At 73.9% G+C, this 21,039-nt stretch carries 19 protein-coding genes; 11 read left to right on the forward strand and 8 right to left on the reverse strand.

Going from position 1 to position 21,039, the window contains the following annotated elements:
- Positions 1–262: 262 nt before the first annotated feature.
- The gene (locus ABD335_RS02250; protein ID WP_344320309.1) at positions 263–1,132 is read left to right on the forward strand and encodes an alpha/beta fold hydrolase; all 870 of its coding nucleotides are present in this window, start codon (positions 263–265) and stop codon (positions 1,130–1,132) included.
- 124 nt (positions 1,133–1,256) lie between these two features.
- Here the strand turns inward: ABD335_RS02250 and ABD335_RS02255 are convergent, their stop codons facing one another.
- Positions 1,257–1,949 (reverse strand): bifunctional DNA primase/polymerase, encoded by a 693-nt coding sequence (locus tag ABD335_RS02255; protein WP_344320310.1) that lies wholly within the window; start codon positions 1,947–1,949, stop codon positions 1,257–1,259.
- Positions 1,950–2,256: 307 nt separating this feature from the next.
- Here ABD335_RS02255 and ABD335_RS02260 point away from each other — a divergent pair, with 307 nt between their 5' ends.
- Positions 2,257–3,651: an NsdA family TPR-like regulatory protein gene (locus ABD335_RS02260; RefSeq protein ID WP_344320311.1), complete on the forward strand. Its 1,395-nt coding sequence runs from the start codon at positions 2,257–2,259 to the stop codon at positions 3,649–3,651.
- Positions 3,652–3,790: 139 nt separating this feature from the next.
- Entirely contained in the window at positions 3,791–5,170 is a 1,380-nt protein-coding gene (locus ABD335_RS02265; protein ID WP_344320312.1) for a hypothetical protein, read from the forward strand.
- A gap of 43 nt (positions 5,171–5,213) precedes the next feature.
- Here ABD335_RS02265 and ABD335_RS02270 read toward each other — a convergent pair whose 3' ends face one another.
- Positions 5,214–6,527: an ABC transporter substrate-binding protein gene (locus ABD335_RS02270; RefSeq protein ID WP_344320313.1), complete on the reverse strand. Its 1,314-nt coding sequence runs from the start codon at positions 6,525–6,527 to the stop codon at positions 5,214–5,216.
- 119 nt (positions 6,528–6,646) lie between these two features.
- On the opposite strand from ABD335_RS02270, the gene ABD335_RS02275 reads away from it, so the two are divergent.
- Together ABD335_RS02275 and purU are read left to right on the forward strand one after the other, a co-directional pair.
- Complete coding sequence (locus ABD335_RS02275) at positions 6,647–7,147, forward strand: SCO4402 family protein (RefSeq protein WP_344320314.1); 501 nt, start codon at positions 6,647–6,649, stop codon at positions 7,145–7,147.
- A 44-nt stretch (positions 7,148–7,191) separates the two neighbouring features.
- Complete coding sequence (gene purU / locus ABD335_RS02280) at positions 7,192–8,094, forward strand: formyltetrahydrofolate deformylase (protein ID WP_344320315.1); 903 nt, start codon at positions 7,192–7,194, stop codon at positions 8,092–8,094.
- A 100-nt stretch (positions 8,095–8,194) separates the two neighbouring features.
- On the opposite strand, the gene ABD335_RS02285 is transcribed toward purU, so the two are convergent.
- Both ABD335_RS02285 and ABD335_RS02290 read right to left on the reverse strand, forming a co-directional pair.
- A complete protein-coding gene (locus ABD335_RS02285) occupies positions 8,195–9,394 on the reverse strand; it encodes a zf-HC2 domain-containing protein (protein ID WP_344320316.1) in 1,200 nt (399 codons plus the stop codon).
- Positions 9,391–9,993 carry a sigma-70 family RNA polymerase sigma factor gene (locus ABD335_RS02290; RefSeq protein ID WP_425583527.1) on the reverse strand — a complete coding sequence of 201 codons (603 nt, stop codon included), beginning with the start codon at positions 9,991–9,993 and terminating at the stop codon, positions 9,391–9,393. Before ABD335_RS02290 ends, ABD335_RS02285 begins: the two co-directional genes overlap by 4 nt.
- Positions 9,994–10,330: 337 nt before the next feature.
- Between ABD335_RS02290 and ABD335_RS02295 the strand changes: the two genes are divergently transcribed.
- Entirely contained in the window at positions 10,331–10,705 is a 375-nt protein-coding gene (locus tag ABD335_RS02295; RefSeq protein ID WP_344320317.1) for an STAS domain-containing protein, read from the forward strand.
- 428 nt (positions 10,706–11,133) lie between these two features.
- Positions 11,134–11,658, forward strand: coding sequence for an ATP-binding protein (locus ABD335_RS02300; protein ID WP_344320318.1), 525 nt, complete (start codon positions 11,134–11,136; stop codon positions 11,656–11,658).
- A 307-nt stretch (positions 11,659–11,965) separates the two neighbouring features.
- Here the strand turns inward: ABD335_RS02300 and ABD335_RS02305 are convergent, their stop codons facing one another.
- Complete coding sequence (locus ABD335_RS02305) at positions 11,966–13,000, reverse strand: GlxA family transcriptional regulator (protein WP_344320319.1); 1,035 nt, start codon at positions 12,998–13,000, stop codon at positions 11,966–11,968.
- 83 nt (positions 13,001–13,083) lie between these two features.
- Between ABD335_RS02305 and ABD335_RS02310 the strand changes: the two genes are divergently transcribed.
- On the forward strand, positions 13,084–14,382 hold the full coding sequence (locus ABD335_RS02310) for an MFS transporter (protein WP_425583528.1): 1,299 nt from the start codon (positions 13,084–13,086) through the stop codon (positions 14,380–14,382).
- Positions 14,383–14,413: 31 nt separating this feature from the next.
- Here the strand turns inward: ABD335_RS02310 and ABD335_RS02315 are convergent, their stop codons facing one another.
- Positions 14,414–15,556: a flavin-containing monooxygenase gene (locus tag ABD335_RS02315; RefSeq protein ID WP_344320329.1), complete on the reverse strand. Its 1,143-nt coding sequence runs from the start codon at positions 15,554–15,556 to the stop codon at positions 14,414–14,416.
- A gap of 101 nt (positions 15,557–15,657) precedes the next feature.
- Entirely contained in the window at positions 15,658–16,197 is a 540-nt protein-coding gene (locus ABD335_RS02320; RefSeq protein WP_344320321.1) for a GNAT family N-acetyltransferase, read from the reverse strand.
- 374 nt (positions 16,198–16,571) lie between these two features.
- Here ABD335_RS02320 and ABD335_RS02325 point away from each other — a divergent pair, with 374 nt between their 5' ends.
- A complete protein-coding gene (locus ABD335_RS02325; RefSeq protein WP_344320322.1) occupies positions 16,572–17,804 on the forward strand; it encodes a S8 family peptidase in 1,233 nt (410 codons plus the stop codon).
- Between the two features lie 235 nt (positions 17,805–18,039).
- On the opposite strand, the gene ABD335_RS02330 is transcribed toward ABD335_RS02325, so the two are convergent.
- Positions 18,040–18,687 (reverse strand): TetR family transcriptional regulator, encoded by a 648-nt coding sequence (locus ABD335_RS02330; RefSeq protein ID WP_344320323.1) that lies wholly within the window; start codon positions 18,685–18,687, stop codon positions 18,040–18,042.
- Positions 18,688–18,818: 131 nt separating this feature from the next.
- Between ABD335_RS02330 and ABD335_RS02335 the strand changes: the two genes are divergently transcribed.
- Both ABD335_RS02335 and ABD335_RS02340 read left to right on the forward strand, forming a co-directional pair.
- Positions 18,819–19,844 (forward strand): VOC family protein, encoded by a 1,026-nt coding sequence (locus ABD335_RS02335; protein ID WP_344320324.1) that lies wholly within the window; start codon positions 18,819–18,821, stop codon positions 19,842–19,844.
- Positions 19,845–20,024: 180 nt separating this feature from the next.
- Positions 20,025–21,039 (forward strand): serine/threonine-protein kinase (locus ABD335_RS02340; RefSeq protein WP_344320325.1); only part of this gene is annotated, 1,015 nt, incomplete at its 3' end.

The following is a 21,039-nucleotide window of genomic DNA, read 5'->3' on the forward strand; positions in this document are numbered from 1 at the left end:
CGTGTGGCGCCGGGATCCCGCCTCCCCGCTTCCCCCTGTGCGACCCTGAGCCCCGAACTCCCAGGGTCGCTCCCCGCGGACCTCTGTCCCCGAGCGGTCCGCCTCCCGGTAGCTGTCTCCCCTCGGCCCGAGCGGCCGACACTCGCCGAGTGTCACTCGATAGAGGGGTGTTGCACGTCAGAAGGGCTTGTTCGAATAAAAGTTCGATAGCGTGAGGCCGGCAGGGGACGAGCGGACAGAAGGAATGGGGGTGCCAGGACGCATGGTTCGACGCATCAATGTCAGGGGAGCGGGCGGTCTGCGGCTCGCGGCCTGGGAGTTCGCCGACCCGCCCAAGGGCGTGCAGACGGGGGGCGACCGACAGGCGCCGGGCGTACTGCTGTTGCACGGTCTGATGGGCCGTGCCTCGCACTGGGCGACCACCGCCCGCTGGCTCTCCGAGCGCTACCGTGCCGTCGGCCTCGACCAGCGCGGTCACGGCCGCAGCGACAAGCCCACCGACGGCCCGTTCGACCGCGAGGCGTACGTGGCGGACGCCGAGGCCGTCATCGAGCAGCTCGGCATGGCGCCCGTGGCGCTCGTCGGTCACGCCATGGGCGCGCTCACCGCCTGGCAGCTCGCCGCCAAGCGTCCCGATCTGGTCCGCGCCGTGGTGATCTGCGACATGCGGGCCTCGGCGCTGGGCAAGCGGTCCCAGCGCGAGTGGGAGCAGTGGTTCGCGACCTGGCCGGTCCCCTTCGCCACCCTCGCCGACGTCCGCAAGTGGTTCGGGGAGGAGGACCCGCTCCTGGAGCGGCCCTACCCCTCGCGCGGCGACTTCTTCGCCGAGGTGATGGCCGAGCGCATGGACGGCTGGCGGCCGGTGTTCTCCCGCCGTCAGATGCTGATGATCCGCGAGACCTGGGTCCACGAGGCGCACTGGGAGGAGCTGGCCCTGGTGCGGTGCCCGACCCTGGTGGTCCGCGGCATCGACGGCGAGCTGGGCCGGGCCGAGGCGCAGGAGATGGTCCGCGTCCTGCCCCAGGGCGTCTACGCCGAGGTGGACGACGCCGGCCACCTCGTCCACTACGACCAGCCCGAGCAGTGGCGGCAGGTCGTCGAGCCCTTCCTCCAGGGCGCGCTCCCCGCCTGACGTACCGTCATGCCGCCGGGCCGAGCGGCCTCGACGGGCAACGGCGCGAGGGAGCGGCCGACCGGTCGGGTCGGCCGCCGTGCTCGTTGTCTTCCGTGGGTTTCTCGGGGTTTCTTCCGTGTGGTCAGTTTCCGCGCGCCGCGGCGGCGTCACGGCCGCAGGCGTACGCCAGCGGCGAGATGATCTCCTCGGCGTCGGGCAGCCACCGGTTGGCCGCCGTGGGCTGCCGCACCCACAGCACCGGGCCGCGCGTGCCCATCCGGGTCGGCGGCGCGGGCACCCAGTCGCCCTCGCCCAGCGCGGTCAGCCCGAGCCCGTTCGGGGACCACCCCAGTTTCCGCACCAGATCGGGGATCTTGGCGGCGCCGCCCGGCAGGACGAAGAAGAGCATCCGCCCGTCGGGTGTGCCGATGACCGGGCCGAGTCGCACCTCCATGCGTTCCATCCGGGCCAGTGCCAGGCAGCCGGTGGTCTCCGGCACCTCGACGATGTCGAAGGTCCGCCCCGTCGGCAGCAGCACCGACGCGTTCGGACGGTCCGACCACATGCGGCGTACCACCGTCGCACTGCCCGTCGCCTGTGTCGCCCAGTCCTCTTGGACGGGATGCGCGCCGGGCGCCGGGCAGTCGGCCGCTCCGCAGGAGCAGCGTGGTACACCCTTCGAAATCTCCAGCCACGTGCCGGGGAATACGTCCCAGTGCCGCTCTTCCGCGTAACGCGCCGCGTGCTCGACCATCGGGCCGGCCGAGGGCTCGGTGCGCTGCTCGGGAAGGTGCGGGTCTGCCGCGACGGACGTTGTCGCTGTTGTGATGTTCATGGCCTCCTCCACGACCATCACAACTTTACCGGTGACCAAGGGTTACGGCCTGGTCATGGATTCGTGCGGAAGCATCTCTCCGGCACGCGGGGCGCACGGGTGCACGGACGGGGGCGCGTGCATGAACCGGCGGCTGTGGATGGGTAGTTCCCTGTGCGGCGCGGTGCCGGAAATCTTGGCATATGCGCTCGGCGGGGCGAGCGTGGCGCGAGGGGAGCGTCCGCGCCTCCCGGCCGTCCCAACCATCCGGACCGTCCGGACGCCACGAGCGCTCCGGAACACGGGCCACCACCAGGAGGGGGACCGCATGGCCGCCAGGCCGTTGGTCGCACGGCAGCCGAACGAACGGTTGCAGGCGCTCATCCAGGAGGCGGGTTGTTCCAACGCCGGACTGGCCCGCCGCGTCAACATGTGCGGTGCCGAGCACGGGCTCGACCTGCGCTACGACAAGACGTCCGTCGCCCGCTGGCTGCGCGGCCAGCAGCCGCGCGGCCGGGCGCCCGCCATCATCGCCGAGGCGCTGGGCCGCAAGCTCGGCCGGACCGTCACGGTCGAGGAGATCGGCATGGCGGGCGGCAGGAACATGGCCGCCGGCGTCGGCCTGCGGTTCGCGTCCACCGTCTCCGGGGCCATCGAGCAGGCGAGCGAGCTGTGGCGCAGCGACGTGGGGCGCCGCGACCTGCTCACCGCCCAGCCGGCGACGTTCTCCGCCCTGGTAGAGCCCAGCCGCGACTGGCTCATCACACCCCCGGACCCCCAGGTGGCGCGCGCCTCCGGGCCGCGGGTGGGGGCCTCGGACGTCGCGGCGGTGCGGGAGACCACCACGGCCCTGTCGGAGCTGGACCACCGCTTCGGCAGCGGCCACGTGCGGCCGGTCGTCGTCCACTACCTCAACAGCGTGGTCTCCGGACTGCTGACGGGCTCCTACAAGGACGCGGTGGGACGGGAGTTGTTCGGCGCGGTCGCCCGACTCACCGAACTGGCGGGCTACATGGCCGTGGACACCGGGCAACCCGGCCTGGCACAGCGGTACTACATCCAGGCGCTGCGCATGGCCCAGGCCGCGGACGACCGGGCGTACGGCGGCTACGTGCTGGCCGCGGGCATGAGCCACCTGGCCGCCGCGCTCGGCACCCCACGGGAGATAGCCCAGCTCGCCCGAGCCGCGCAGGAGGGCGCGCGGGGACGGGTGACCCCGCGGGTGCAGGCGATGTTCCACGCGGCGGAGGCCCGCGGCCACGCGCTGATGGGCGACGTCCGGGCCTGCCAACTCGCCGCCGGACGGGCCCTGGCCGCGTTCGACCGGGCCGAGGCGGCCACGGACGCGGGCGACGACCCGGAGTGGATCGCCCACTTCGACGCCGCCTACCTGGCCGACGAACTCGCCCACTGCCACCGGGACCTGAACCAGCCCATCCCCGCCCAGCGCCGCGCCGAGGAGGCCCTGACGGGGCTTCCGGAGCGGCGGACGCGGCGGCGCGCGATCGATCTGCTGTTGCTCGCCACGGCACGGGTGCAGCAGCGTGAGCTCGAACACGCCTGCCACACGGGCGCGCGGGCGGTCGAGCTCCTGGGCGGCCTGCGCTCCCAGCGGGGTTCGGAGTACCTGGAGGACTTCCGGGGCCGCCTCGAGCCGTACCGGGAGGAGCAGGTGGTCAGGGAGTTCACCGAGCGACTGGAGACGGAACTCGTCCCGGCGTGAGCAAACGGCGATGTGAGGGGTTTCGTCCCGGCCGGGAACGGGAAGGCTGGGCCGTCACTTCCGGGGGCGTGGTCGAGCACGTGAGCGACCCGGTAGCGTGAGCCGACGATCGTGACAGTCAGGCGAACGAGGAGTCCCGGTGACGACGCACAGCCGACAGGGCGACGAGGCGCGTGAGGGTGTTGTCCTGCCGTCGAACGGTGAGCCGTGGATTCCCGGCCGCGGCGACTCCCAGGTGAGCCCGCCGGCGGGACAGCCCTGGGGGCAGCCGTGGGGACCCCGATCGTCGCCGCCCGGGCAGCCGGCGGCTCCGGCCGGGCCGCAGGCCCAGCAGCCGCCCCAGTGGACGCCCCAGCCTCCGGCGGCACCTCCGCAGGCGCCGCAGGTGCCGCCGCAGCCCCCGGCGGCGGGCGCCGTGCCCGGGGCGGCCGACGAGACCCAGCTGCTGCCCCCGATGGCCGCCGCCGCCCCCGCGGGCGGCGGTGACGTCGACGACGCGACCCGGGTGATCAGGCCCGTCCCGTCCGCCCCCGGCGCCCCGGAGCGGGACACCGAGAGCACGACCGTGCTCCGCCGGCCCCTGCCGGCGGAGGGCGCGCCCGCGCCCTCCGCCCCGCGGCACGGCGGCGCGGTTCCGCCGCCGCCCGCCGGGGCCCCCTACGGGATACGGCCCGGCACCCCCGGCGACCGTCCTCCGCCCGCGGACTTCGACGGCCTGTTCCGCTCCTCCGGCCCCCGGCCGGGCGGCGAGCCCGCCGACGCCACCCAGCAGCTCCCGCCCATCGACCCGGCGACCGCCCCGCCCTCGCCCCCGTCGCGGCAGGGGCCGTCGTACGGCGGCGGAGGCGGCGGGTACGAGCCCCGCGGCCGTGCCGCCTCGGGCGGGCGGCGCGGCCTGCCGCGCGTCGCGGTGGTCGGGATCGTCGTCGCGGGCTGCGCCGTGGCCGGACTGGCCGCCGGGGCGGCGCTGAGCGGCGACGGCGACCAGTCCGGGAAGCCCCGGGCGGCGGCGTCGCCCTCCGCCCCGGTGGAGGAGTCGTCGGCCCCGTCCCCCACCACCGACCCGGCCGAGGCCCAGGCGAAGGAGCTGGACAAGCTGCTCGCCGACAGCGGCGACAGCCGCGAAGCGGTCATCCGGTCGGTCGAGAACATCAGGAAGTGCAAGAACCTCGCCCAGGCCGCCGGCGATCTGCGCGACGCCGCCCGGCAGCGCAACGACCTGGTGACCAGGCTGGGCGAGCTCGAGATCGACGAGCTGCCCGACCACCAGGCGCTGGCCGACTCCCTCACCAAGGCGTGGAAGGCGTCCGCCGCGGCGGACAACCACTACGCGGCGTGGGCCGACCAGGTCGCGGGCAAGAAGGGCTGCCACAAGGGCCAGGCGCGCACCACCGGCCGGACGGCCCAGGGCAACCGCGCCAGTGGCGAGGCCACGGCGGCGAAGAAGAAGGCGGCCGGGCTGTGGAACCCGACCGCCCGCGAGTACGGCCTGCCCGAGCGCCGGTTCGACCGGCTGTAGGGCCGGGCACGGACCCGAGTGCGACCCCGCGTCCGGGCACGGGTCAGCCGTGCCCGGACGCGGCCTCCAGGGTGTTCCGCACGTCGACGAAGTCCTCGCGGACCTGGGTCAGCGTGCCCTCCTGGACCCGCTGGAAGGTCACCATGGAGTTGACCAGCCGCGGGTGGTCGCGGACGGCCAGCATGTCGTCGTACCCCCAGCTCAGCTTGGGCGTCAGCCCGCCGGTGTCCACCGGGGGCATGGTCTCCAGGGCGCGCCGCACGGAGTTGGCCGTGACCGGGCCGTCCACGTTCTCCAGCGCGGCGCGGAACACGGTGTAGGCGATCCACGTCGTCTGGACGCCCGGGTCGGCCGGGTCGATGCGGTTGTCGCCGAAGGCGTGCTCGCGGACGACCTGCTTCATCCGCGCCCAGCGCTGGTCGGAGGAGGCCGGGTACCAGCCGGTGGCGTACGCGCCCTCCCACTGGCTCTCCGGGCCGCCGGTGCGGTCCACCAGGGACTGCTGCACGCTGCCGAGCACCGAGGCGATCCGCACCCGCGGCCCCTCCTCGCCCAGCCGCCGGAAGGAGTCGAAGAAGGTGTCGGTGCGGCCGCCGAGCACGGCCGTGACGCACGCCCGGTCGGCGTCCCCGCCGGCCACCGTGCCGATCCCGTCCCCGTCGGCGTCCAGGCCCACGCCCTTCAGCGCGCGCCGGGCGTGCTCGGTGTAGTCGGAGGAGTCCTCGGGCGCGCGGATGTCCGCGGCCTCGGCGCGTCCTCCCGCGGCGAGGCCGGCGTTCAGCAGCTCGGGGAGCTGGTCGCCGGCGACGGTGTCGGGGCGGACGAGGGAGACCTGCTCGCACCGGGAGGCGAGCTGGTGGCCGTTCCCGGCGAGCAGGGCGGCCAGGCCGCCGTTGACGGGGTACGACAGCGGGCTGGTGAACTCCTCGTCCGTGATGCCGTATCCGCCGATGTAGGGGATCCCGGCCGACTCCAGGGCGGCCATGAACGTCCGGCCGTGCTGGCTGTAGGAGCCGACGACGGCGACCGCCCCCTCGGTGCGGGCCCGGTGGGCGCACCGGGCGGCTCTGACCGAGTCGTTGTGGTCGTTGCAGGTGAGAACCCGGAGCGTGCGTCCGTTGATGCCGCCGGTGGCGTTCACCCAGCGTGCATATGCCTCCGCCATGGCCGGCATGCCCGGCATGTTGGTGGCCTTGGTGCCCTGCGGAGCCCATGTCATCACGGTCACGGTGCCGTTGTCGGCTCTCGCGTCACCGGGCAGCACGCCGCAGCCGGTGAGCAGTGACGCGCAGACCCCCATGGTGGCGGCGAGGGTGGTCGTGGTCCTGGCGGAACGTTTGCGACGCCGTGCGGTCATGGGTCAGCACGATTCCGCTCCGGCTGTAACGGCCGAGTGATGAAAACCGAACGGAGGGCAACCGGGAGGTGAACAGAGGGGGGGTCCGATGATCGCTTTCCGGGCGGAACGTACGATCGATGACCGTGCACGCACAGGAGAGGTCTTCACGCCGCGGCGGTCGTTCCAGCACCATGGACGGCATGCCCTGCAAAGACATGCCGTGGTGGCGCTGGCGCAGCAACGTGCGCTCCGCGCTGCACATGCTCTCCGACCCCGTGTTCCAGCAGGAGTGCTGGCTGGCGGGCCGCCCAGGGTACGGCGACGTCACGGACGCCGTCTACCGTCTGGTCGAGGACACCTGGCTGGACAACTGGTCCGCGGAGAAGTACATAGGCACGATCTTCCGCGACGCCCAGGAGGCGGCCCTCGTCGACGTGGCGGTGCTGCGCGTCCTGCGGATCATGCACCAGGTCGGCGCGGACGCCCCGGTGGCGGCGTACATGGAGCACCCCGGCTGGCCGGAGGCCGTCCGCGCGGCGCGCGACGCCCACGTCCTGCTGGCGGCGAACGACGGGGACAATCCGGACGAACCGCCTCATTCCCTCGACGTGCTGGCGGTCATGCTGGGAGCGGCCTGAGACCCCTCCCGGAGCGCCCCTCCGGGTGTGCCACGCTTGTGTACATGAGCCAGCCGCAGTCCACCCCGCTCCCCGAGCAGTCCGAACGGTCCGCGGAGCGCGAGCAGTACGTCCTGACGCTCTCGTGCCCGGACAAACAGGGCATCGTGCACGCAGTCTCCAGCTACCTCTTCATGACCGGCTGCAACATCGAGGACAGCCAACAGTTCGGAGACCGCGACACCGGACTGTTCTTCATGCGGGTGCACTTCAGCGCCGAGGCGCCGGTGACCCTGGAGAAGCTGCGGGCGAGCTTCGCGGCGGTGGGCGACTCCTTCCAGATGGACTGGCAGATCCACCGCGCGGGCGACAGGATGCGCGTGATCCTGATGGTCAGCCGGTTCGGCCACTGCCTGAACGACCTGCTGTTCCGCACCCGCATCGGCGCGCTGCCGGTGGAGATCGTGGCCGTGGTCTCCAACCACACGGACTTCGAGGAGCTGGTCTCCTCCTACAACATCCCCTTCCACCACATCCCCGTCACCAAGGACACCAAGCCCGAGGCGGAGGCGCGGCTGCTGAAGCTCGTCCGGGACGAGGACGTGGAGCTGGTGGTGCTCGCCCGCTACATGCAGGTCCTCTCGGACGACCTGTGCAAGGAGCTGTCGGGCCGGATCATCAACATCCACCACTCGTTCCTGCCGAGCTTCAAGGGCGCCCGGCCGTACCACCAGGCCCACGCGCGCGGCGTGAAGCTGATCGGCGCCACGGCCCACTACGTCACCGCCGAGTTGGACGAGGGGCCGATCATCGAGCAGGAGGTGGAACGGGTGGGCCACGAGGTCACGCCCGAGCAGCTCGTGGCGATCGGCCGGGACGTGGAGTGCCAGGCGCTGGCCCGTGCGGTGAAGTGGCACAGCGAGCACCGCGTCCTGCTCAACGGCCGGCGCACGGTGGTCTTCGCCTGAGCCCCTGAGTTCCTGAGTCCCTGAGCCCGGGGCCCGACCCCGGAGGCCCCCGGAAGACGCCGGGGTCCTCCGGGGACCACGGCAGGGCGCGCGGGCGGGGTCACAGACGGGAGAGCGAGGCCACGGCCCACAGGACGTCGTGGATCGCCTCCCGGTCGCCCTCCTGGCCCGCGGCCGCCTCCTGCGGCGGGACGTGCCCCGCCGCCAGCAGGCAGAACTCCGTGTCCTCCATCGCCAGGTGGGCGACCGTCCGCTCCGGGGTGGCCAGGGCGGCCGGGGAGTCCAGGGGGATGTACCAGTCGCCGCCGCCGCGGCCCTCGATCTCCAGACGGAGGGTGCGGCCCGGTGCGCCCGCCGCCGTCAGCCGGCGCGGCGGGGCGGCCAGTCCGGCGCGCCGGCGGGCCGCGAGGGCCGCGGGCAGGCGCCGCACGGAGAACTCCACCATCAGGCCCAGGTGTTCGGACGCGGGAGGCCCGTAGGGGTAGTCGATCGCCGCCGCGATGTCCCCCGCGTGGATCCAGCACGCGAACGCCCGGCCGACCAGCGCTTCGCGCACCGGTCGCCGGGCGTGGGTGAAGTCCACCGGGAGGTCGGCCACCTCCGCGGCCCGGAGGGTCGCCGTGCGGACGACGTTCCTGGTCTGGGTGCGCCACTTGTTCCGGACGAACGGCGGGCCGTGCTGCCGGCAGCGCTCGATGGCCGCCTCCGTGCGCTCGTCCACCGTGCGCGGGGCGCCGGGGCCGAGCGGGTCGGGGAGGCCGAGCGTGGTGGCCACGAGGCCGTCCACCGAGCCGAGGTGGGCCAGCACCCCGCAGAGCGTGAGCGTGCGCTCGCCCTCCGCCCAGCGCAGCCGTACCGGGGTGTTCCACTCCCCGTCGCCCATGTCGCGCAGCAGCGCGTCCAGCCGTGCGGTCTCCGCGTCGTACGGCGCCGCCCACCGGGGCAGGGGGAGTTCGGCCGGGCGGCGGCGCAGGCACTCCTCCAGCACGCGGGAGCGGAGTCGGGGGTCCAGGTCCAGGGTCTCCTCGCGGTGCATCAGGCCCACGGCCTCGCGCAGCAGCAGCGCCTCGTCGGCGCAGGAGGCGCAGCCGGTCAGGTGCGCCTCGACGGCGGCGGTCTCCTCGGGCGAGCAGGCGGACAGGGCCCACGCGCCGAGCAGGGACTTCAGGGCGAAGTGGTCGTATCCGGGCGGCACGTTCCCGTCGGGAGGCGGTGTGCCGTCCTCACCCGCCGGTTCGCCGCCGGCCGGCCCGTCGTCCGGGGGACCGCCGCCCCGCGGCCGGCTCTCGGGGAGGCTCACGAGGCCCTCCCGGCGCCGGACCCCGGCACCGTGCGCGTCACGGCCGTGGACAGCATCCGCAGTCCCAGGCGCAACCGCCGGCGTGCCTCGTCCTCGCTCACGCCCAGCTCGGCGGCGACCGCGCGGTAGTCGCGGCGCCGGGCGTACGTCAACTCCAGCGCGTCCCGCAGCGAGACGGGCATGGCGGTGGCCATGAGGTCCGCGCGGGCGACCGCCGACGCGGTGCGGACCCGCTCCTCCAGCCCCTCGCACGACTCCCCGCAGGGGATGCGCTCGCACAGGTGCCGCACGGACTGCCGGTGGGTGAGTTCGACGAGCCAGGAGCGGAGCGAGCCCCGCTTCGGCTCGTACGCCAGGGGGTGCTCCCAGACCTCGGCGAAGACCTCGCCCACGATCCGGTCCGCGGCCTCCTGGTCGTCCAGGAAGCGGAGGGCGAGGCCGTGCACCATCGAGGCGTATCCGTCGTAGAGTTCGCCCAGCGCGGGTTCCTCGCCCCGCGCCAGCCGCCACCGCATCTCGTGGTCCCGGTGAGGCTGTGTCCCGGCCGCCGTCTCGACCGCCGTCTCCCTCGGCGTCCCGTTCGGTGTCTCGTTCGGCATTTCCACCCCCCGGCCCTCCTGTTCATCTCGAATGTAGTGGCAGGGGCTGACAGGATGCCCGCCTTTACGGCAACGACCGTCCGGGAGTGGGGGTGCACGGCGGCGAATCGGTCGCTTTGGGCGCCTTGTCGGAGGTCGGACCGGTTCGTTCCTGTCCGAATTCGGCGCCGTGTTATGCGGGTGTGACCGGAAGTGGGGAGAGGGTGAGACCTGATTCGACATAGGGTCGTGGTCTACGGCTGTTCGGACGGAGGCCGGCGGGGACGGCCGCCGCGGGGAAGAGGACGGAGAAGAGACTGTTCCGGTTGGTGTCGGCGGACGAAGGGACTACGGACTCGTGTCGTTGAAGGTGATCGAGGAGGAGCGGGGGGAGTGGGCCGTTCTGCGGGTGTCGGGCGAGCTGGATCTCGTCACCTCCCCGTCGGTCCGCCAGCGGGTGCACGACGCCGTGGCCGACGGCCGCCGGAGCCTCGTGCTCGACCTGTCGCAGGTGCTGTTCTGCGACTCCAGCGGCGTCGGCGTCCTCATAGCCTCGCGCCGTCTGATGCGCTCGTGCGCGGGGCGGCTCCGGCTGATCCTCCCCGCCCAGGGCGCGGTGGACGGCTCCCACGTCAACCGCGTCCTCGCGGCGCTCGGCGTCCGGCGGCTCTTCGACTGCTACCCGGACCTCGACGCCGCCACGGACGACACCGCGAGCCCCCTCAGCGCCTGACGGCGGGCCGCCGCCGGCCCTGTCGCCCCGTCGGACGGCCGCGCGCCGTCCGCTTCGAGGCGATCCGGGGGGCGTCCGGCTCCTCGCCGTGGGCGGTGGTCCGGCGCCGGACGACGTGGGTGACGCGGATGGTGCCCGAGCCCGTCGGGGCGCCGAGGACGGCGACGACCGCCGCTGTCGCTTCATGGCCTCGGTCGATCACGAAAAGGCCCGAGAAGAACGGCTGTTGACGTACTCGGGCTCGGGCGTTCGAGTCCCCGCGCGGAGCGTCGCACAGTATGCGGTAACGCTACTCCTTTGCGCCGGAATATGCCCGAAGCGCTTGTTGCCGCGACCGCGGGTCCATCAGGCTGTCCTGCACCGGGGGAACGGACGGTGGTCTCGCGTCGGCGCGCGGCCATGTGCTCCCGGGCAGGATGGTGTGAAGGGTGCAGATGCTTCAGGCGCAGTTGGAGGTCGGAACCGATCCCAGAGAGGTGGGGAAGGCCCGGGAGTGGGCCCGGTCACGCCTCGCCGGGTTCGGTGTGGGAGCGGACGAGTCTCTGGTGGAGACCCTGGTCCTGCTGGTCTCCGAACTGGTCACCAACGCCGTTGTCCACACCGGTCGTCCCGCCCTGCTGCGCATAGTCCTCTCCGGCTGCCTGGTGGCGGGCGGCGGAACGGCGCGGATCGAGGTCGTCGACACCAGCAGCAGACCGCCGAGACGCAGACGGGCCGAGGAGGAGGAGACCAGCGGGCGCGGTCTGGAACTGGTCTGCGGCCTCGCCGATCGCTGGGGCTGGCGGCAGGAGGGCGCCGGCAAGCGCATCTGGTGCGAACTCGACCGCGGACACGGCACGGGAACGGCGGGCACGGGCGCCGTCGACGCCGGGGACACCGGACGGGCCGCGCCCGCCGAAACGCTTCTGGGCGACGCCCACGACCGCGAGCGCACCCGGGCGGTCCGCACCTGACGCCCCGTCCGCGCCGGGCACGGCGCGGGAGCGATGCCCGACTCCTGCTGGGTGTTGACGAAACGTGCCTGTTTGATCACCCTTGAGGCAGCGATCCCGTCGCGAGGGGACGTCGAAGCGCCCCGGGCGCCTTGGCGAGTACGGGACGCGGTCCGGCGTCGGACGCTCCGCCGGGAGCGACAGGGCCCGAGCGCCGGAGTCGGGTGGCGGCCCGCCGTGCCGTGCTCGGGGCGCGTACGGGCGCGCCGCCACCCGTCTCGCACGTCCGGCCCGTACCCCCGCCTCGCGCCCCGGCGCCCGCCGTCCGTCAACGGCGGGCGCCGGCGCGGAAGGTGCGGCGGTACGCGCTGGGGGAGACGCCGAGCGCCTCCTGGAAGTGCCGGCGCAGCGAGGCCGCCGTGCCGAAGCCCGCCTGCTCCGCGATCCGGTCCACCGGCAGGTCGCCGCTCTCCAGCAGGTGACGGGCGCGTTCGATCCGCTGCCGGGTGAGCCACCGCAGGGGGCTCATGCCGACCTCCTCGCGGAACCGGCGGGTGAAGGTCCGCACGCTCATCGCCTCCTTCTCCGCCAACTCGCGCAGCGTCACGGGCCGGTGGAGGTGCCGCAGCGCCCACTCGCGGGCGGCCCCGGTGGTGTGGATCCGCGGCTCCGGCACGGGCCGCCGGACGAACTGCGCCTGCCCGCCGTCGCGGTGGGGCGGTACGACGGTGCGGCGGGCCACGTCGTTGGCCACCGCCGCGCCGTGGTCCGTGCGCACCATGTGGAGGCACAGGTCGATGCCGGAGGCCACCCCGGCCGAGGTCAGGACGTCGCCCTCGTCCACGTAGAGCACGTCCGGATCGACGCGCACGGCCGGATAGAGCCGCTGGAAGTGGTCGCACGCCCGCCAGTGCGTGGTGGCGCGGCGCCCGTCGAGCAGCCCGGCCGCGGCCAGCACGAAGGCGCCGGTGCAGATCGAGGCGGTACGGGTGCCGGGCCGGAGGAGGGCGAACGCGGCCTCCTGAGCCGGGGTCAGGCGGCCCTCGGTGTGGGGCGCGTCGTTCTCGTGGGCGGCCGGGACGATCACGGTGTCGGCCTCGGCGAGCGCCTCGGGGCCGTGCTCGACGGTGATGGCGAAGTCGGCGTCGGTGCGTACCGGACCGGGTTCGAGGGCGCAGGTGACGACCTCGTACAGCGGCTCTCCCTCGGCCGAGAGCGCCCGGCCCATGATCCGGTGCGGAATGCCGAGTTCGATGGGCAGCAGGCCGTGGCGGACGAAGACGGCGACGCGGTGGCGCCCGGAATGCCGGAAGACCGGGCCCGGGACGGGGGCCGGAGGAGCGGCGGGTGCGACTGACGTCATGGCCCGATCCTTGCACATGATGGCCTTCGGGCCACTCGTTCCGCGCGACCTCGCCGGCCAGGGTGGGACGCGTGACCCAGACCCTGCCTCCGAAGGGCGCGGAGGACGTCCGTCCCGCGCCCGCCGCCCGCCGCGCCCCGCGCGTCCACCCCGCCTGGTACGTGGCCGCCGTCACGTTCCTGACGATCGTCGGCGCGGCGGCCTTCGCCTCGCTGCCCGGTCTCCTGATCGACCCGCTGCGCGAGGAGTTCGGCTGGTCGCGCGGTGCGATCGGCCTCGGGATCTCCGTCAACCTCGCGCTCTACGGGCTGACCGCTCCCTTCGCCGCCGCCCTGATGGACCGCTTCGGCATCCGTCGCGTCGTGGCCTGCGCGCTCGCCCTCATCGCCGTCGGGGCGGGCTCGGCCGTCCTGATGACGGAGACCTGGCACTTCGTGCTGTCCTGGGGCGTGCTCGTCGGCCTGGGCAGCAGCTCGATGGCGCTGGCGTTCTCCGCGACCGTCACCAACCGCTGGTTCGTCGCCCGCCGGGGCCTGGTCACCGGTGTCCTCACCGCGGCGGGCGCCTCCGGGCAGCTCGTCTTCCTGCCGCTGCTGTCGTGGGTCGTCGACCGCCACGACTGGCGCCCCGCCGCCGTGACCGTCGCCCTGGCGGCGCTGGCGGTGGTGCCGCTGGTGTGGCTGCTGCTGCGCGACCACCCGGCCGACGTGGGGCTGCCGCCGTACGGCGCGACGGAGTTCGTGCCCAAGCCCGCACCCGTGCGGGGCGCCGCCGGCCGCGCCGTGCGCGTCCTGCTGAGCGCCGCGCGGACCGGCCCGTTCTGGCTGCTCGCGGGCACCTTCGCCATCTGCGGCGCCTCCACCAACGGCCTGGTCAAGACCCACTTCGTGCCCGCCGCCCACGACCACGGCATGCCGATCACGATCGCCGCCTCGCTGCTGGCCGTCATCGGCGTCTTCGACATCGTGGGCACGGTGTTCTCCGGCTGGCTCACCGACCGCTTCGACTCCCGCCGGCTGCTCGCCGTCTACTACGCGCTGCGCGGCGTCTCGCTGGTGTTCCTGCCGCTGCTGCTGGCGCCGGACGTCCGCCCGCCGATGGTCTTCTTCATCGTCTTCTACGGCCTGGACTGGGTGGCCACCGTCCCGCCCACCATCGCCCTGTGCCGCGAGCACTACGGCTCCGACGGCGCGATCGTCTTCGGCTGGGTGCTCGCCTCCCACCAGGTCGGCGCCGGGATCGTCGCCGTCGTCGGCGGCATGGCCCGCGACGCCTTCGGCTCCTACGACCCGGTGTGGGTGGCCTCGGGCGCGCTGTGCGCGATGGCGGCCCTGATGGCGCTGGTGATCCGCGGTCGCCCGGCGCCGGCCGTCGGCGCGTGACGGCGGCCGGACCGGTCGCCCGGCCCGTCGCTCAGCCGGTCGTCGTGCGGGCGACGGCCCGGGCGATCTTCCGCGCGTCGATGGCCAGTTCGCGCAGCGTGCCGCTGATCGGGTTGGTGTAGCCGGTGAAGTACAGGCCGGCGGCGGTGCGCAGCTCGCGGGGGCCGTGGACGAGGGGCATGCCGCGGTCGTCCAGCACGCCGAGGTGGCCGACCATGTCCTCCAGGCCGCGCCGGTAGCCGGTGGCCGCTATCACGACGTCGGGGGTGATCGTGGTGCCGTCGGCGAGGGCGACCTCGGGCCCGTCGAAGGACTCCACGGCCGCGACCGGCTCTATCCGGCCCTTGCGCACCGCCTTGACGAAGCCCGTGTCCAGGACGGGGACCGCGCCCTGCTTGACGCGCGTGTACAGCCCGGCCTTCGGACGCGGCAGCCCGTGGGCCGACAGGTCCGGCATCGTCACCTTCGTCAGCCCCCGGGCCATGCCGTCCACCATCCACACCGGCAGCCGCCGCACGGCGACGGCGTTGGCCTGGGCGGACCGGCCCAGCGTGGAGCGGCGGAGGATGTGGGGCGGGGTGCGGACCGCGAGCCGCACCCGGGCCGCGCCGCCCTCGGCGAGGTCCAGGGCTATCTCCGTGCCCGTGTTGCCGGTGCCGACCACCAGCACGTCCTTGCCCGCGTACGGCTCGGCGTTGCGGTAGCCGCGGGCGTGCAGCAACTCGCCCTCGAAGGAGTCGCGGCCCGGCCAGTCGGGCACGCGCGGGGTGTGGTTGTAGCCGGTGGCCACCACGACCACGGGGGAGACCAGCTCCCGGCCGCCGTTGGCCCGCACCACCCAACTCCCGTCGTCGGCCCGGTCGATCCGGGTGACCTCCACCCCCGTGGCCACCTCCAGCAGGTGGCGGCGCGCGTACTCCTCCAGGTAGCGCACCAGGTCGTCGCGGCGCACCCAACGCCCGTACGAGCGCGGGATCGACATCCCCGGGAGCGCGGACCGGCGGCGGGTGGTGTGGAGGCGCAGCCGGTCGTAGTGGCCGCGCCAGGAGGCCCCGACGGCGTCCGACCTCTCCAGCACGACCGACCGTATGCCGCGCTTCCGCAGCGCGGCGGCGGTGGCCAACCCACCGGGGCCCGCTCCGATGATGTGCACGGGTCTGCTGTTGTCGGACATGGGCATGGCGATAGAGCTTAGCCCCGATACTCCCCCGTACGCCCGCCGCTCCGGAGCGATGAGACGGACGGCGGCTCACACGGGCGGCTCACACGGGCGGCTCACATGGGCAGGGACAGCAGGCGCACCGGTCCGGGCGGCCAGTGCGCCCCCGGGCGCAGCGGCGTCCACATGCGGCGCGTCGGCACGACCACCGGCCCGTCGGGCTGTTCGACGACGACGTCCTCCGCCAACTCCCGCCATCCCAGGCGCTCGTAGACGGGCACCCTGTCCGGCAGGCAGAACAGGAGGCCGAACCGGGGACCCAGGCCGCGGGCGTGCTCCACGGCCGCCGTGACGACCGCCCGCGCCACCCCGCGCCCCCGCAGCTCGGGGGCGACGATCACGCCGCCCAGGCCCACCGCCTCGGTGTGGACGCCCCCGACCGTCAACGGCACGGTGACCAGGCCCGCGTGCGCGACGAGGCGCCCGTTCCGGCGGACGCCGAAGTGCTCCTCCTTGGGCCGCCAGGTCAGGGAGAACGCCGAGACCTCGAAGGGGTCCTCGGCGCCTCCGGAGATCTCGTCCAGGTCGGCCCGGGTGAACTCCGGCAGCCGCACCACCGGGAACGGCCGTCCGTCCGTCGCTGTATCCGTCGTCATGCCCTCAGTGTGCTCGGCACGCCGTACGCGCGGTCGGGGGGCACCGCCGCTCACGTCCTCGCCGGACGCACGGGACCGCGGTCGACGGCACGGAGGGACGGCCTCGCGTGCGGTCCTCGGCGGGGCGCCGCGGACCGGTGACACCCGCGGGCCGGCGGCACTAGGGTGCCGCCGCATGAGGCGTGACGGAGGCGGGACGTCGGCGGCCGAGGCGCCGGACCTCGCGGACCCCGACGCGGCCCCCGGCGCGGACACCGCGGCCGACCCGATGCCCCGCGAACGCCGGTCATGGACGGAACCGTGACCACTTTCATGCCCCACCCCCCATCGAAGAGAGATCCACGGTGAAGAGAACGACGGTGAAGAGACCCACGGTGAAGAGACCGAGAAGACCCCGCATAGCCATGGGCGCCGCCGTCGCGGCGCTCGTCCTCGCCGGCACCACGGTCGCGACGGCGGGAGCCGCCACTCCCGACCCGGACACCGCCCCCCTGGGCGTCGTCCGGGGCGCCGGGGCGCCGAACGCTCTGGACGGCCGGTACATCGTGGTGCTGAAGGACTCCGGCACCGCCGCCCGTACGCTCAAGGCCCCCGGGGACGTGCGGGAGAAGGCGGAGGAGCTGACCGACGCCTTCGGCGGCGAGGCCGCGCGCACCTACGCCTCGGCCTTCAAGGGCTTCTCCCTGAGGGCCACCGAGAAGCAGGCCCGGCGCCTGGCGGCCCACCCGGCGGTCGCGTACGTCGAGGCCGACCGCGTCGAGCGCGGCGACGACATCCAGTCCGCCCCGACCTGGGGCCTGGACCGCATCGACCAGCTCGACCTGCCGCTGGACGCCGGCTACACCTACGACGCCACGGCCCCGAACGTCACCGCGTACATCGTGGACTCCGGCATCAACATCGCCCACCGGGACTTCGAGGGGCGCGCCTCGTACGGCTGGAACTTCGTCGACGGCACCAGGACGGCCTCCGACTGCCACGGGCACGGCACGCACGTGGCGGGCACCGTGGGCGGCGAGACGCACGGCGTCGCCAAGGACGTGAAGCTGGTCGCGGTGAAGGTGCTCAACTGCGAGAACTCGGGCTCCACCGAGGGCGTCCTGGCCGGCTACGACTGGGTCGTGAAGAACGCCGTCAAGCCCGCCGTCGCCAACGTCAGCATCGGCGGCGCCGCGAGCGCGGCCAAGGACGCGGCGGTGAAGAAGATGATCGAGGCGGGGATCACCGTCGCGGTCTCGGCGGGCAACAAGGGCGTCGACGCGTGCACGCAGTCGCCGGCCCGCGAGCCGTCCGTGATCACCGTCGCCGCGACGGCCCGGGACGACTCCAAGCCGAGCTGGTCGAACCACGGCACCTGCGTCGACCTGTTCGCGCCGGGTTCGTCCGTCCTGTCGACCGGGATCGACTCGACGACGGCGACGAAGACGATGAGCGGCACGTCGATGGCGGCGCCGCACGTGACGGGCGCGGCGGCGCTCTACGTCTCGGAGCACCCGACCGCCACCCCCGCGCAGGTGACCCGGGCGCTGCTGGACGCGGCGGGCACCGGCCGCGTGACGGGGCCGGGGGAGGGCTCGCCGAACAGGCTCCTCCACAGCCGCTTCTGAATTCCGGCGAATCCCGCGGAGCCGTCCGGCCCCGTGACCGCGGTGCCCCGGTCGGCCGGTGACAGGAGCCGGCCGACCGGGGCACCGGACGGGGACGGGGGCGGGGATGGCAGCGGGTGACGAAGTGCGGTGGGCGACAAAAGTCAGTGAATGACAGGAACAGGGCGACAGGAGCGGAGGAGAACGGGGCGGCGCGGACGCGACGAGGGCGCGGCCCCGGAAGCGGACGGCCGGCCTACCGGGTGGGCTTGCGGCCCGTGACGCCGAGGTAGAGCAGGTAGGCGAGGTTGGGCTTCAGGTCGGCCCGCTTGGCGCCCCAGCTCTGGACGGCCTTCTGCTGCCCGGCCACCGAGGCGAGCATCGCCACCAGGGAGCCGGCGACGGCGGCCGGACTGACGGCCTGGTCCGCCCGGCCCCTGGCCTGGAGCTTCTCGATGGACTCGGCCAGGGGACCGATGACGTTGCTCAGGACCTTCGCGCGGATCTTGGAGAACCGCTTGTCGCCCTCGGCCGCGCCCAGGTCCACCACGCGCAGGATCGCGTCGTTCTTCTGCCAGAAGGAGAGGAAGCCGTCCACCAGCTCCTCCGCCGCCTGCCAGCCGGCCTTGCCGGTCCAGGTGCGGCCGGTGGCCAGGTCGGCGAGGGAGGAACCTTCCTTCGCCATCCCCTCGGCCAGCTCCAGGACGGCGCCCTCCACATCGGGGAAGTACTGGTAGAAGGTGGCGGGAGAGGTCCCCGCGCGCCGTGCGACGTCGATGACCCGGACGTCGCGGTACGGCGACGAGCTGAGCATTTCGTCGAGGCAGTCGAGCAATTTCTGTCGCGTCGCCTGGCCGCGTCGCCCGGCCACTCGACCGTCAACAGTTCGTACTTGTCCTGTCATGTCGTCAGCTTACCGAGGGATGATCGGCTCGCGATTCGACCGACCCCAAATGGGGTGTTCTCCTGCACAAAGGGTGATCCCCGGATAGCGTTCCCGTATCGGGACAGAACAGTACGGAAGGGGGTCGGACGATGGCCGACGCCGGAACCGCGTTCGCGGAGGGCACGCCCTGCTGGACCGACGCGATGCTTCCCGACCTGGAGGCGGGCAAGCGCTTCTACGGTGAACTGTTCGGCTGGACGTACGGTGACCCCGCGCCGCCCGAACGGGGGGCCTACACGGTGGCCCGCCTCGACGGCGACCGGGCCGCCGCGCTGTCGCACAAGCCGGACGGCCGGCTGCCGACGGCGTGGACGCTCTACTTCGCCACGTCCGACGCGCAGGCGACCGCCGAGCGCATCCGCGCGGCGGGCGGGCAGCTCGTCACGGAGCCGGCCCCGGTGGGCAGGGCCGGGGTCGTGGCGACGGCCGTCGACCCGGGCGGCGCGGCCTTCGGACTGTGGCAGCCGGGCACGCTGACCGGCTTCGAGGTGACGCGCAAACCCGGCTCGTACGTGTGGACCGAGGTCTGCACCCGGGAGAAGGCGGCCGTGGACGCCTTCTACGCGGAGGTCTTCGGCTTCGGCATGTACCCGGCCGGCGGCGGGGGAGCCGGTACGGCCCCGGAGGTCGGGGAGGCCGAGGACGCGGCGCGGGAGAGGGCGGGAGCGGCGGAGGCCGTGGAGACCGTGGAGGTCGCGGAGGCCGAGATCCCCGGCGAGCCGGAGCCGGGGACGGAGCCGGGGGCGGAGGCCGCCGAGTCCCGGGAGGCCGCCGGGGCGGAGGAGACGCGGGAGGGGATCTCGGACGCCTCATCGGACGCCGCATCGGGCGCCGCATCGGACATCATGGTCTGGGTCCCCGCCGGGGCGCCCGCCGACGACGAGCACGCCATCGGCAGCCGTACCATGATCGACGACACGTACCCGGTGGAGATGCCGGCCCACTTCCTCGTCTACTTCGCGGTCGCCGACTGCGACGCCGCCGTCCGGACGACCACACGTCTGGGCGGTCGGACGGTCGAAGGCCCCCAGGACACGCCTTTCGGACGCTACGCCATCCTCGTGGACAACCAGGGCGCGCGCTTCGGGGTCCTCGACACCTCCACGGCCTCCTGAGGGAGACCGAGGGGCGCGGCGGCGGCTCCGCCGGACCCGGATCGGGCGACTCACCGCCCCCCGGTTCGCAACCGAGGGCTTCGCCAGGAAGAATCGCAGTCGGACCGCGGGGACCGGTACGGCGGTGAGAAGCTGCACGGGGCGGCGTTTCGTCGACCCCTACGGGGAGGTGGCAGGCAAGTGGTGGAGCAGCTGACGCAGCACGATCCGCGGCGGATCGGCCCGTTCGAGGTGCTCGGCCGACTCGGCGCCGGGGGCATGGGGCTGGTCTACCTCGCCCGCTCGGCGTCCGGGCGGCGCGTGGCGATCAAGACGGTGCGCTCCGAGCTCGCCGAGGACCAGCTGTTCCGCGTCCGCTTCACCCGCGAGGTCGAGGCGGCGCGCGCCGTCAGCGGCTTCTACACGGCCGCCGTCGTGGACGCCGATCCGCGCGCCGCGGTGCCGTGGCTGGCGACCGCGTACGTGCCCGCGCCGTCCCTGGAGGAGATAGTCAACGAGTGCGGGCCGCTCCCGGTGCAGGCCGTCCGCTGGCTGGCCGCCGGGGTCGCCGAGGCCCTCCAGTCCATCCACGGGGCCGGCCTGGTCCACCGCGACCTGAAGCCGTCCAACGTGCTGGTCGTGGAGGACGGTCCGCGGGTGATCGACTTCGGCATCGCCTCCGGGGTGTCCAACACCCGGCTGACGATGACCAACGTCGCCGTCGGCACCCCCTCCTACATGTCGCCCGAGCAGGCCCGGGACTCGCGCAGCGTGACGGGCGCCAGCGACGTCTTCTCCCTCGGCTCCACCCTGGTGTTCGCCGCCACCGGGCACCCTCCCTACCACGGCGCCAACCCGGTCGAGACCGTCTTCATGCTGCTGCGCGAGGGACCGGACCTGGAGGGGCTGCCGGACGAACTGCGACCGCTCATCGAGTCCTGCATGCGGATGGAGCCCGAGCAGCGGCCCACCCCGGCGGACCTCCAGGCCCAGCTCGCCCCGCACCTGTTCTCCTCGGGCGGGGACGACAGCGGTACGGCGTCGGCGTGGCTGCCGGCCGGCGCGGTGGCGCTGATCGAGCGGCACCGGGGCGGCCGGTCGCGGCCCGTGCGCCCGCCCGCGCAGGAGCCGGAGCCGCGCCCCGAGCCCCGGCACCGGGCGCCGGACCACGCGCCCGCCCCGGCCGTGGCGGGCGCCGGGCCCGCGCCCGACTGGC

It is taken from the genome of Streptomyces macrosporus, assembly GCF_039533145.1.
Lineage (GTDB): Bacteria > Actinomycetota > Actinomycetes > Streptomycetales > Streptomycetaceae > Streptomyces > Streptomyces macrosporus.